The sequence below is a fragment of the Candidatus Pantoea bituminis genome (genome assembly GCF_018842675.1).
Taxonomy (GTDB): domain Bacteria; phylum Pseudomonadota; class Gammaproteobacteria; order Enterobacterales; family Enterobacteriaceae; genus Pantoea; species Pantoea phytostimulans.
Map to the genome: position 1 here is coordinate 3,237,569 of NZ_JAGTWO010000004.1, position 12,814 is coordinate 3,250,382.

The following is a 12,814-nucleotide window of genomic DNA, read 5'->3' on the forward strand; positions in this document are numbered from 1 at the left end:
AAATGACCGATTGCGCAAGGCGCTGCGTACTCACCTGAAGAGAGGAATTGACGTTGTCCGAATTAGTGTCAGTCGTGTTGTTTCTGGCCGCTATTGCAATTTATTCCACTAAAGCCGGGCGAAATAAATTTTGGTTCATTGTTGTCCTGTTATTACTTGTTCTGTTTGTGGTGCTCAACGCCACCCTTTATGCCAGCAACTATTTTACCGGCGACGGCATCAATGATGCGGTGCTCTATACGCTGACCAACAGCCTGACCGGCGCCGGTATCAGCAAATATGTCGTGCCCGCTATCGGGCTGATTATTGTGCTGTTTTCACTCTTTTGCCTGTTGTCGTGGCTGCTGCGTCGTCGTGCGCGTCCCCACAACTTCGGCTGGAGCCTACTGGCCTTTATCTGTGCTGTGGGTTCTGTGCAAACCACGCCCGCTTTTCGTCAGGTCGCTTCGCTGATCGCTTCCCATACCCAGCAAGCGAATTCAGATTTTGAAAACTTTTATAAAGTGCCTAAAAACCGTATCGACCATCCTAAACTCAACGTGGTCTATATCTACGGTGAAAGTTTGGAGCGCACCTATTTTGATGAGCAGGCTTTTCCGGGGCTGGCACCAGAACTCAGCCGTGAAAAAGAACAGAGCATCGACTTCAGCAATACCGAACAGCTGCCTGGCACCGATTACACCATCGCAGGCATGGTTTCATCGCAATGCGGCATTCCGCTGTTCGCGCCTTTCGACGGTAACGCGTCAGCTTCGCTTTCCAGCTTTTATCCGCAAAACGTTTGCCTGGGCGACATCCTGAAAAATTCCGGCTACGAAAACTGGTTTATTCAGGGCGCAGATTTACGCTTTGCCGGTAAAGATGTTTTCCTGACATCCCACGGTTTTAGCCCTGCCAATATGTATGGTTCGCAAGAACTTAAAAGCCGCGTTGCCGATCCCACTTATCGTAATAACTGGGGATATTACGATGACACGGTGATGGATGAAGTGTTTGAGAAATATGAAGAGCTATCACGTCAACAGAAACGCTTCGCGCTGTTTACGCTGACGGTAGACACACATCATCCTGACGGATTTATTTCGCGTAGCTGCCAACGCAAGAGCTACAGCTTTGACGGGAAACCCAACCAATCTTTCAGTGCCGTTGCCTGCTCACAAGAACATGTAGCGCGCCTGATTGAACGCATCAAAGCGTCACCCTGGTTCAAAAATACGGTGATTGTGGTGACATCGGATCATCTGGCGATGAACAACACCGCGCATCAATATTTGGTAAAACAGCCGCGCCGTGACCTCTACATGATTATTCGCGGCGATCAACCGCAAGCTGAAGTGATCGAGACTAAACGCAGCACCATGGATAACGGCGCGACGCTGCTGGATATATTGGGCGGAGATAACGCTATCGGTTTGGGTCGCAGCAACCTTTCTTCTATCTCTCTTTCAACCCAGTTTGATGATTTGAAGAGCAAAGTACTGAGCTGGAAGCCCGATATCATTCAACTGTGGAATTTCCCTAAGAAAATGGACAGTTTCACCATTGATACCGCGAAAAACTCTTTCAGCTTTTCCGGTACCACCTTCAAATTACCGATTCTGTTTCGCGTAAACGATAAGCACGTTGAGCCGATGCCAGAAGGGGAATATTCAGCACCGCTGCGTTATCAGCTGGCCGATTTTGTCTCAACGGATAAATTCGTTTGGGTCGATCGCTGCTTTAAAATGGCGCGTTTATGGAAACCCGAACTGGCACTTTCCACCGATTATTGTCTGGCGATGGGGCAAATGGGCGGTCAACCCACCGTGACGCGGATTGATAAACCGCAGTGGAAGAGCAAAGTGCAATTTCCAGCAAGCACCACCAGCGATGCACAATATCAACGTAACCTCGCGCAGATTCGCGTGCTGGATAATGATATTCGCTATCAGGCCGATCGCTTTTTATTAACCGTACCGGGTGCACCTAACAGCGTAAAAAGCTTTAGCGGTATCTCGCGTCCGGAAAGCTGGGGACGCTGGTCGAACGCCAATCTCGCGCCGGAAGTGAAAATTGAGTATGTCGATCCACTGCCGCAGAAGTTTGATCTGGTGATCACCGCACGCGCCTTTGGCCCGAACGTACATCGTCCTATTCCCGTGCGTGTCGGCGATCAGCAGCAGCTGCTGACCTTAGGTGAGGAGTTCTCCACCACCACGCTGCATTTTGATAATCCCAACGGCAGCCATAATTTGATTATTGTGCCACCGGAACCGCAATTGAGTAACATCGGCAATATCACCGGCCAGGATCCACGTAAGTTAGGCATCGGTATGGTGGATATAAAAATAGTGCCGCAGGGTTAACCTTCAACTTCTGCATTTTGGGCACAACGCAAAACTGATGTGCCGCAGCTTAAGGTCGATGTCGCTAGGCTGAAAAACGGTATGCGTTGGATAAAAGGTTACTGATGGTCATGGCCACCACCCGGGTGATGGCGGCCATGACGTACATTTTTACCTGACAGCATGACATTCCGTGAAGATGCCCATTAACGGCGCAGCGCCTCCAGCTTCTCGCGCTGCTCTCCTTGCGGCGTAAAGTTTTCGCTATGCAACCAGCGTTCAAAGCCGCTTTTCACCTGCGGCCATTCGCCGTCAATGATTGAGAACCAGCAGGTGTCACGCGTGCGGCCTTTGTAAACAATCGCCTGACGGAATTCCCCTTCATAGCGGAATCCCAACCGCGCCGCCGCACGGCGTGAAGGGGCGTTGCAGCTGTCGCATTTCCATTCATAACGACGATAACCGAGCTGCTCAAAGGCATAGCGCATCAATAGGTAATGCGCTTCGGTCGCCATTCGCGTCTGCTTTAATAACGGTGAAAACGCGACATGGCCCACTTCAATTACGCCATGCTGAGGCTCGATGCGCATCAGCGCCAGGCTGCCGACTGCCCTTTCCGTTTGCAGGTCAATCACCGCGAAATGCAGCGGATCGCGGCTGCTTTCCATCTGCGCTGCACTCTCCAGCCAAGCCTGCTTATGGGTAAACGGGCCGACAAACATGTATGTCCAGTCGCGGCCATCTTCCGCCAGCGAATAGGCTTCAAACAGCGAATCGGCATGCTTTGCCACGCTAAACGGCTCAAGACGACATGATTGACCGATAAAAATTTCACGCTGCGGATAAGGCCGTTCCTGCCAGTCCAAAGACTGGCCAACGGGTTGACCATATTGATTCGTATGCTGTGACATGCTGCCTCCCGATTGAGATGATGAAAGCAGATTGCCACTTTGCTGGTCGCTTAAAAAGCGCCACAATGGTGGAAAATGATGGATCCACGGAGCGCCTGTTGTCGTCTTATATTTCCTCGTTGCTGTTTGCTCCCCTCACGGCTAAAGATGTCACGCTGCAGCAACAGCTTTATCAGCGGATTAAACAGGCTATTCTCAATGGCCATCTTCCTGCGGGCACCCGACTACCGGCCACACGCCAACTGGCCAACGAGCTGCAAGTTTCGCGTAATACGGTGATCAATGTCTGGACACATTTGCAGGCAGAAGGTTATGTGCTGAGCGATCGGCAAGGCAGCCGCGTTAGCCCCATGGTATCGCCTCACATGCTCAAATCCGCTGACCTGCCCGCTTCTTTGCCGCTGGCCAATCGCCTGACGTCGTTGCATTCCAGCCATCGCACCAACAGCGAAGAATACCCGCTGCGTGCGGGCGTGCCAGCGTTAAGCCATTTTCCATTTCCTGCATGGCGTCGAGCGTTAAACAGCGTGCTAAGCCAAACGCCGCACCGCCTGCTGGGTTATGGCGATCCGCTTGGAGAAAGCGCGCTGCGTGAGGCTTTAGCGCAGCATCTGAGTATGACGCGTGGTGTGCGCTGCACGGCGGAGCAGATTGTGATCACCGAAGGCGCGCAGCAGGCTTTATCGCTCTGCGTCACACTGCTGACTAATCCCGGTGAAACCGGCTGGGTTGAAGATCCGGGTTATCGCGGTGCCAAAGCCGCGATGCATGCTGGTGACCTTAAGGTCATCCCGATTGCCGTTGATGCACACGGTCTCGCGCCAGAGGAGCGTCACTGGCAAAACGTTCCGCCACGGCTGATTTACACGTCGCCAACGCATCAATATCCGCTCGGTGTGGTGATGAGTGCGGCACGACGTTTGGCGCTGATTGCTGCTGCGCAACAGCATCAGGCATGGATTATTGAGGATGATTACGATGGCGATTATCACCATCGCGGCGAGCCGATTGCTGCCATGCAAGGCATGAGAGAGCGCGCCCCGGTAATTTATCTCGGCTCGTTCAGCAAAACATTGTTTCCTGCTTTGCGGCTCGGTTTTATGGTGCTACCCGCACATCTGCTTTCACGCATCCGGCCTGCGTTGCACGAATTACTGCGGGGCGGCAATCGGCTGGAACAGCAGGCGTTAGCGCGCTTTATAACATGTGGCGACTTCAGCCGTCATTTAAGCAAAATGCGCCGGTTGTATCGTCAACGTCAGGCCAAATTGCGCGCCGAATTGCAACGCGTACTGGGCGAAAACGTTGTTTTGTTGGGTGGCGACAGCGGCATGCATTTAGTCCTACAGCTTCAAGAAAATCAAGATGATGTGGCGCTGGCCGCTGCACTCTGGCAGGCAGGTTTTGCCCCGGCTGCGCTCTCGACGTTTTATCTTGCTGACCCCAAACAACAGGGATTGGTATTGGGCTACGGCAATACCAGCGACACGCAGATCGTTGCAGGTGCTCAGCAAGTGGGCCGTTTACTGCGCTGAGTACAGCCAACTGTACTGGCAACGCGGCACGTCTCACATTCTTGTACGCCATTGTTTGCCCAAAGCGGTCTGGCGCGATGAATTTGAAATAGCTCACATTTCTCCATTAACGAAAACACAACACTGCTCTCCAGATCCTTAGACTGGAGTCCAGTATGTTGGAAGTAACGCCTGTTCCGGCGCTTACGCGCGCCATCGCTATTCTCAACTTTATTGCGCAACACGGGCCATGCAGCGCTGCCGAGATCATTGAGGCATTGGCGCTGCCAAAAAGCAGCGCTTATCTGCTGTTTGCTGAACTCAAAAAACAGCGCTTGATCACGGTTGATCGTAACGATCATTACTGTTTGTGGACGCGGCTGGTGGAGTTTGCGGGTCATGCGCTTGAGCACATGGATATTCGCGATATTGCCCGTCCGCGTCTGACGCGTTTAATGCAGGAAACCAACCTGCTGTGCCATCTCGGCATCATTGATAGCGGTCACGCCTGTTACATCCTCAAACTTGAATCTGCCGCCACCATCAGCGTGCGTTCGCACGAAGGAAAAAGCCTGTCGCTGTATCGCTCCGGTATTGGCAAGTGCCTGCTGGCCTGGCAACCGGCCGAAGAGCAGGCGCGCATCATTGAATCGCTGCGCTTTGTTGCCGTTACGCCCACCTCCTTACGCAGCGCAGATGCCTTGTATACCGAACTGGCCCGCATTCGCCGTCAGGGTTGGAGCTTTGATAATGGTGAAGATTTTCCTGATGTGCGCTGCGTTGCTGCACCGATTTTTGACGTCCGTCAGCAGTTGGTCGCCGCGATTTCGTTAGTCGGTACGCGTTTAGAGATTGACGACGACAAGCGCGATTACCTCGCGGGCCTGGCTATTGCCTGCGCTCGCGATATTTCTCGTTTGCTGGGCTGGCGCAGCCCGGCGGAAAAACACGCCTCATAACTCGGAGAACATTATGTCCCTACCTAAAATAAAAACGGTTCGCGCTTATTTTGTTGGCGGAGCAACAGCTGAGAAAGCTGCGGCTGGCGGCGATTATCACGATCAGGGTGCTAACCACTGGATTGACGATCATGTCGCCACGCCAATGAGCAAATACAAACAGTATGAGCAGTCACGCCAGTCGTTTGGCATCAATGTGCTCGGTACGTTAGTGGTGGAAGTGGAAGCGGAGAATGGTCAAACCGGTTTTGCGATCACCACTGGCGGTGAAATGGGCTGTTTCATTGTCGAAAATCACCTGAATCGCTTCATTGAAGGACGCTGCGTCAGCGACATCAAACTGATCCACGATCAGATGATGAACGCGACGATGTACTACGCCGGTTCCGGCGGTGTGGTGATGAATACGATTTCCTGCGTGGATTTAGCGCTGTGGGATCTGTTTGGCAACGTCACCAATCTGCCGGTTTATCAGTTGCTCGGCGGCGCGGTGCGTGATGAGTTGCAATTTTACGCGACCGGCGCACGTCCCGATCTGGCGCAAAAAATGGGGTTCATCGGCGGGAAAATGGCGGTGCAATGGGGACCGCACGACGGCGACGAAGGTATTCGCAAAGAGGTTGCACGCATCGCCCACTATCGCGAAAGCTGCGGTCCTGATTTCTGGCTAATGCTGGATTGCTGGATGAGTCAGGACGTCAATTTCGCCACCAAACTGGCGCACGCCTGTGCGCCCTACAACGTTAAATGGCTGGAAGAGTGTTTACCGCCGCAGCAGTTTGAAGGCTACGCGCAGCTTAAACGCCAGGCACCGCCGGGCATGCTGATTACCAGCGGTGAACATCACGGCACGCTGCAATCGTTTCGCACGCTAGCGGACACCGGCATCGATATTTTGCAGCCTGATGTTGGCTGGTGTGGTGGCTTGACCACGCTGGTTGAAGTCGCCGCGCTGGCTAAATCACGTGGACAGCTGGTGGTGCCACACGGATCGTCAGTCTATTCGCATCATGCCGTCATCACGTTTACCAATAGCCCGTTCAGTGAATTCCTGATGACCAGCCCCGATTGCAGCACGCTGCGTCCGCAGTTCGATCCTCTGCTGATCAACGAACCCGTCCCTGAAAACGGTCGGTTGCATAAATCTGCGCTGGATAAACCCGGTTTCGGCGTTGAGCTGAACCGCGATGGCCTGAAGCGCCCTTACCATCATTAATAGCTTCGGCTGCGATCGGCGATCGCAGCCGGGTTCATGAGGATCATTCCGATGAATACACCGGTGCAAAGTGCGTTGAAAAGCGCAGTGAAGAAAAATCGCGCCCGCCTCATTCCGTTCATGTTGATGCTCTACGTGTTGGCGTTTCTCGATCGCGCCAATATTGGCTTTGCTAAAGAGGCGTACCAGCTGGATACTGGCCTGAGCAACGAAGCCTACGCCTTAGGGGCCGGTATTTTCTTTGTGATTTACGCGCTGCTTGGCGTACCCGCAAATTTGCTGATGCGCCGCTTTGGCGCGCGCAGTTGGATTGGCGGCACCACCTTACTGTGGGGCTTTCTCTCTGCGTCGATGGCTTTTGCCGATACCGAAGCAAAATTTCTGCTGGTGCGTACCTTGCTTGGCGCAGCAGAAGCGGGCTTCTTTCCAGGCATGATCTATCTGACGTCACAGTGGTTTCCACAACAACAGCGCGCCAGCGTAATGGGATTATTTTACATGGGTGCGCCGCTGGCTTTAACGCTGGGGTCGCCGCTCTCCGGTGCGCTGCTTGAAATGCACGGTTTCCTCGGCCATCCCGGCTGGTTCTGGATGTTTATCATTGAAGGTTTGCTGGCGGTCGCGGCGGGTATTTTCACCTTCGGTTATCTCGACAACACGCCTGCCGAAGCACGCTTTCTGAGCACCGCCGAAAAACAGGCTTTGCAGCAGCAACTCATCACTGAAGAGCAGCAAAAACCCACGGCGCACCTGCGCGATGCGCTACGTAATGGCCGCGTTTGGCAGCTGGCCATCATCTACATGACCATCCAGATCGCGGTATATGGACTGATCTTCTTTCTGCCTTCCCAGGTCGCTGCCCTGCTTGGCACCAAAGTGGGCTTTACAGCCTCACTGGTTGCGGCAATTCCGTGGATCGCCGCGTTGTTCGGTACCTGGCTGATTCCCCGTTATTCCGACCGCAGCGGCGAGCGGCGTCGCGTCGCGGCCTTTACCTTGCTGGCCGCGGCATTGGGCATTGGCATTTCAGGTCTGGTTTCGCCGCTGCTGGCGATGATTGCGCTTAGCGTAGCGGCGGTGGGTTTTATCGCCGTACAGCCGGTGTTCTGGACCATGCCAACCCAATTGTTATCGGGTACCGCACTGGCAGCAGGTATCGGCTTCGTCAACCTGTTTGGTGCCGTGGGCGGCTTCCTCGCCCCGCTGATTCGCGTAAATGCGGAAATAGCGTTCAGCAGCAGCAGCGCCGGATTGCTGGCGTTGGCGCTGATCGCGGCAATAGGTTCAATGCTTATTCTCAGCCTGAAGGTCGGACGCAGCGCGCCGCAACCTCAGCAGGCAAGTCATTAATACAGGAGGCAACATGCAGGATCCATTACACAATCCCTTTAAAGCCGGGCTGGCCAGGGGTGAAACGCAGATTGGTTTATGGCTCAGCAGCACGTCGTCTTATCTGGCTGAGATCGCTGCCACCAGCGGTTATGACTGGTTATTAGTGGATGGTGAGCACGCGCCCAATACCGTGCAGGATCTTTATCATCAGCTCCAGGCGATTGCGCCCTATCGCAGCCAACCGGTGATTCGCCCGGTGGAGTTTCAAACCGCGCTGATCAAACAGGTTTTAGATATTGGGGCGCGCACCTTGCTGGTACCAATGATCGACACCGCCGAGCAGGCGCGCGCGCTGGTCGCGGCTACGCGTTACCCGCCGCTGGGTACGCGCGGCGTCGGAGCCGGCGTTGCACGTGCGGCGCGCTGGGGCCGGGTGGAGAATTACATGGCGCGTGCCAATGATGAGCTCTGCCTGCTGATTCAGGCTGAGAGCAAAACGGCAATTGAGAATCTGGACGCTCTGCTCGAAGTAGAAGGCGTTGATGGCATCTTTATCGGTCCAGCGGATCTGTCGGCGTCACTGGGTCATCCCGATAATGCCGATCATCCCGAGGTGCAAATGCTCATTGAGCAAAGCATCAGGCGCATACGTCGTGCCGGTAAAGCCGCTGGCTTTCTGGCGGTAAATATTGCGATGGCGGAGCGGGCAATCAGCTGGGGTGCGAATTTTGTCGCCGTCGGCGTCGATACCATGCTCTACACCTCGGCGCTGGACAGTCGCTTAGCGCATTTCAAAAGCGGCACCCCGTCAGCGACTAAATCGAGTTATTAAGCTTTGGCGCGGCAATGGATTGCCGCACCATTAATTCTGCCTCAAAGCGTGGCATCGGTCCGGGCGATTCGCCGCGAATCTCAGCAATCAAGCGCCGTGCCGCTTCGCGTCCCATTTCATACACCGGTTGCGCCACCACCGTCAGCGGCGGTGTCACCACTTCACTCCACGGGAAGTTATCGTACATCATGAAGGAAACATCCTGTGGAATACGCAGCCCGCGCCGCGTGATTTCTCGCAGCAGCCACATCGCTACCACGCTGTCAGACGCAATCAGTGCGCTGGGCGGCTGCGGTCGCTGCCATAATGCATCAACGATACGCGCAATCTGCTTTTCATCCTGCGCATTCACCTGCACCAATCCCGGATCAAACGGCAATTCCGCTTCAGCAAACGCCTGCATCATGCCGCCCACACGCTGCGCCACCGGTGTTAAACCGAAATCAGCCGATTCCTGATAGTCCCGATCCAGTTCCATACTGGTGACGTAGGCTATTTGCTGATGTCCAACGCTGATCAACTGCTGTGTCGCTTGCCGAGCAACTCCGGTAAATTCGCAGCAAATCGCTTCAACATCTAAACCAATGACAGCACGATCAAACAATTTAAGTGCCCGGCCTTCTGCCAGAACCTGCATTAAATGACTGTTCTTCTGCTGGTCCGAACAGCTAGGCGCAACAATAATACCGTCCACCTGCTTTTCCAGCATCACACGAACCGCTTCCTGCTCGGCCAGCGATTTTTCATCGCTGTTGCTCAACAGCAGATGGAAGCCCGCCAGACGCGCAACATCGGCCATGCCGCGTAGCGCCAGACCAAAATGCGGGTTTTCGATATCACCCACAATCACGCCAATGGTGTTGGAGCGCCCGGTATTCATGCTGCGCGCCAATTCATTGGGCCGATACCCTAACTGCGACGCCGCGCTGTTGACACGATCCTGAACCTCATCACTTACCGCGCCATAACCGCCAAGCGCCCGCGCTGCCTGCGCTTTTGAAACATTTGCTGCCCGTGCCACATCAGCCACGGTTGGTGCTTTTGAACGCGATTTCAGGTTGGTCATAATTATTTCGAATCACAAGTTGATGACAGGAAGATTGACGTTGAAAAATGGCTGTGCTTAAACTCATTCTAACCCCTTGAGACCGGTCTCACAACGACAACGTCATCAAGGTGTCACTTATGTTGAGACCGGTCTCAAAAATAAATTTCCGGCTCAACTGTCTCTGATGTTTAACCTGCAAAACGGATGAGCTATGAAATCGCAAATGACTCTGAGCAAACTGCTCTGCACCTCCATCGCCCTGTGTTCGCTTTCGTTCAGCACGCTGGCGGCGTCAACCGCCAATCCTTACGGCTTGATTGAACCCGGCCATCTGCGTGTTGCCAGCGTGGGGGATTCCAAGCCTTACACCTTCACCGACGCCAGCGGTCAGTTCACCGGCTTCGACGTCGAATTCTTCAAAAACGTGGCCCATCGCATGGGGATCGATAACGTCGATTTTATTGGTCAGGACTTCTCGGCAATCATGCCAGCTGTGGCTAACGGGCAATATGATGCGGCGGTAGCGGCTATCGGCATTACGCCGGCACGGGAAAAACCGTGGATTTCTCGACCGGATATCTCGCCGGTTATCTTACGGTGCTTACCCGCAGCGACAGCGGCGTAAAGAACGTGGAGACGTTAGCTAAACGCCGTCTGGGTGTGGTTCAAGGCACTTTGCAGGAAAACTACGCGGCACAGCATTTCACCCAAAGCGATCTGGTGCGTTTTCCCGATAACAACGCCGCAATCTCTGCGCTGAACAACGGCACGCTTGATGCCGTATTCCTCGATTACGAAGCGGCCAAAAGCTATGCCGATCGCTTCAAACTGGTTTCTGCCGCCGACATTCCTTCGTTTGATGCGCCCGCTGGCGTCGCCATCGCCAAAGGTAAACCTGAATTCAAAGCCGCGCTGGATAAGGCCATCAAAGCCGCGATGCAGGATGGCACCTGGAAACAGCTTTACCAGAAATGGTTCCCTGGCTCGCCAATGCCAAAACAATATCTACCCGACGGCCAGTCTTAACGCAGACGCTTAGCGTTTTGCGCCAACCTCATCCGTACTGACTGGAGAATGGCGATGGATCTTTTCACAATTCTTTCTCGCACCTTTTTCGATTTTCCTTCGATGATGGAGGTGCTGCCGCAACTGCTGGCGACGGGCCTGGTGAACACGTTGATCATCTCGCTTGCCGCCACGCTGCTCGGCACGCTGTTTGGCTTGCTGCTGGCGCTGATGGGCATTTCGCCCTCACGCTGGCTGCGTATACCCGCTCGTCTTTACACCGATCTGTTTCGCGGCCTGCCCTCCATTCTGACCATTCTGCTGATTGGTCAAGGCCTGGCGCGTTTCAGCTATCAGCTGTTTGGCCCTACGCCCTACCCGCTTGGCATTTTTGCGCTCAGTCTGATTGCCAGCGCTTATATGGGTGAAATTTTTCGTTCCGGTATTCAAAGCGTTGAGCGCGGCCAAATGGAAGCCTGTCGTGCACTGGGCATGAGCTATGGACGCGCGATGCGATTGGTCGTGATCCCACAAGGGATTCGCCGCGTGCTGCCCGCTATCGTGAACCAGTTCATTGCCATCATTAAAGATTCGTCACTGGTCTATCTGCTGGGTTTGATGACCAACCAGCGCGAGCTGTTCCGCGTGGGCCAGGATGCAGCAGTACTCACCGGCAACCTTTCACCGCTGATGCTGGCTGGCCTGTTTTATCTGGTGATTACCGTGCCGCTTACCCACATGGTGAACTATGTCGATGTGCGCTATCGCACCGGCCGCCGCCGTCTTAGCGCACCGCAAAGTGGGTTGAAAGAGGTGGACGAAGTGCAAAAGCTGCCCAATAACACACTGGCGACCAATCCATTAATCAGCGATCGGGGGCAATGATGAGCCAAACACGTCTCGCCGAGCAGCCTGCTCAGGCCAACTGGCATGGCGCCAGCCTGGAATTGCGTGACCTCACACTGGCTTACGGGCCGATCGAAGTCCTGCGCGGTGTCTCGCTGAAGATCGCGCCTGGCACCACCACCTGCATTATTGGACCATCCGGCTCGGGTAAATCGACGCTGCTGCGTGGGATCAACCGGCTGCATGAACCCAAGTCGGGCGATGTATTTCTGGCGGATCGATCAGTGCTGCGTGACAAGCCCGACGCGTTAAGGCTGCGCATCGGCATGGTTTTTCAGCACTTCAATCTGTTCCCGGATCACAGCGCGCTGGAAAACGTGGCGCTGGCACCGTGGAAAGTCAAAGGACTGCCGAAAGCGCAGGCGTTTGCGATTGCCCGCCAGCGGCTGGAGGAAGTGGGATTAGGCCCGCGCGCCGATCAACACCCCCGCGATCTCTCTGGCGGACAACAGCAGCGCGTAGCGATTGCCCGTGCGTTAGCGATGGATCCTGAAGTCATGCTGTTTGATGAAGCGACCTCGGCGCTTGATCCCGAATTGGTGAAAGGCGTGCTGACATTGATGGCTGATTTATGTCGCCGCGGCATGACGATGGTGGTGGTCACACATGAGATGGGCTTTGCGCGCAAGGTTGCCGATCAGGTGGTGTTTATGGACGAAGGTGAGATTGTCGAAGCCGGTTCGCCCAGCGCTATTTTTGACGCGCCGCAATCGCCGCGTCTGCAACGTTTTCTTTCGGAAGTGCTGTAATCCTTCCCCACTTTTAAA

General features: G+C 54.5%; 10 protein-coding genes and 1 pseudogene. 9 read left to right on the forward strand and 2 right to left on the reverse strand.

Annotated elements, in window-relative coordinates; translation table 11 throughout:
* Positions 1-53 precede the first annotated feature (53 nt).
* A complete protein-coding gene (gene opgB, locus KQP84_RS19065; protein ID WP_215847713.1) occupies positions 54-2,345 on the forward strand; it encodes a phosphatidylglycerol--membrane-oligosaccharide glycerophosphotransferase in 2,292 nt (763 codons plus the stop codon).
* A gap of 185 nt (positions 2,346-2,530) precedes the next feature.
* Here opgB and KQP84_RS19070 read toward each other — a convergent pair whose 3' ends face one another.
* Positions 2,531-3,235 carry a GNAT family N-acetyltransferase gene (locus tag KQP84_RS19070; RefSeq protein ID WP_215847714.1) on the reverse strand — a complete coding sequence of 235 codons (705 nt, stop codon included), beginning with the start codon at positions 3,233-3,235 and terminating at the stop codon, positions 2,531-2,533.
* 98 nt (positions 3,236-3,333) lie between these two features.
* Between KQP84_RS19070 and pdxR the strand changes: the two genes are divergently transcribed.
* The 5 genes from pdxR to yfaU all read left to right on the forward strand — a co-directional run bounded on the left by pdxR (position 3,334) and on the right by yfaU (position 9,088).
* Positions 3,334-4,770: a MocR-like pyridoxine biosynthesis transcription factor PdxR gene (gene pdxR, locus KQP84_RS19075; protein WP_252515309.1), complete on the forward strand. Its 1,437-nt coding sequence runs from the start codon at positions 3,334-3,336 to the stop codon at positions 4,768-4,770.
* A 155-nt stretch (positions 4,771-4,925) separates the two neighbouring features.
* Complete coding sequence (locus tag KQP84_RS19080) at positions 4,926-5,708, forward strand: IclR family transcriptional regulator (protein WP_215847715.1); 783 nt, start codon at positions 4,926-4,928, stop codon at positions 5,706-5,708.
* 13 nt (positions 5,709-5,721) lie between these two features.
* Positions 5,722-6,924 carry an L-rhamnonate dehydratase gene (gene rhmD, locus KQP84_RS19085; RefSeq protein ID WP_215847716.1) on the forward strand — a complete coding sequence of 401 codons (1,203 nt, stop codon included), beginning with the start codon at positions 5,722-5,724 and terminating at the stop codon, positions 6,922-6,924.
* A gap of 51 nt (positions 6,925-6,975) precedes the next feature.
* Positions 6,976-8,274, forward strand: a complete 1,299-nt coding sequence (locus tag KQP84_RS19090; RefSeq protein ID WP_215847717.1) for an MFS transporter — start codon at positions 6,976-6,978, stop codon at positions 8,272-8,274.
* Positions 8,275-8,287: 13 nt separating this feature from the next.
* Positions 8,288-9,088: a 2-keto-3-deoxy-L-rhamnonate aldolase gene (gene yfaU / locus KQP84_RS19095; protein ID WP_215847718.1), complete on the forward strand. Its 801-nt coding sequence runs from the start codon at positions 8,288-8,290 to the stop codon at positions 9,086-9,088.
* Here yfaU and KQP84_RS19100 read toward each other — a convergent pair.
* On the reverse strand, positions 9,072-10,154 hold the full coding sequence (locus tag KQP84_RS19100; RefSeq protein WP_215847719.1) for a LacI family DNA-binding transcriptional regulator: 1,083 nt from the start codon (positions 10,152-10,154) through the stop codon (positions 9,072-9,074). The two genes, yfaU and KQP84_RS19100, sit on opposite strands and share 17 nt — an antisense overlap.
* A gap of 193 nt (positions 10,155-10,347) precedes the next feature.
* Here KQP84_RS19100 and KQP84_RS19105 point away from each other — a divergent pair.
* The 3 genes and pseudogenes from KQP84_RS19105 to KQP84_RS19115 all read left to right on the forward strand — a co-directional run bounded on the left by KQP84_RS19105 (position 10,348) and on the right by KQP84_RS19115 (position 12,796).
* A pseudogene (locus KQP84_RS19105) lies at positions 10,348-11,162 on the forward strand (ABC transporter substrate-binding protein).
* 54 nt (positions 11,163-11,216) lie between these two features.
* Positions 11,217-12,026, forward strand: coding sequence for an amino acid ABC transporter permease (locus KQP84_RS19110; protein ID WP_215847720.1), 810 nt, complete (start codon positions 11,217-11,219; stop codon positions 12,024-12,026).
* Positions 12,023-12,796, forward strand: a complete 774-nt coding sequence (locus KQP84_RS19115) for an amino acid ABC transporter ATP-binding protein (RefSeq protein WP_305798593.1) — start codon at positions 12,023-12,025, stop codon at positions 12,794-12,796. The genes KQP84_RS19110 and KQP84_RS19115 overlap by 4 nt, the downstream gene beginning before the upstream one ends.
* The last annotated feature ends 18 nt before the right edge of the window (positions 12,797-12,814 follow it).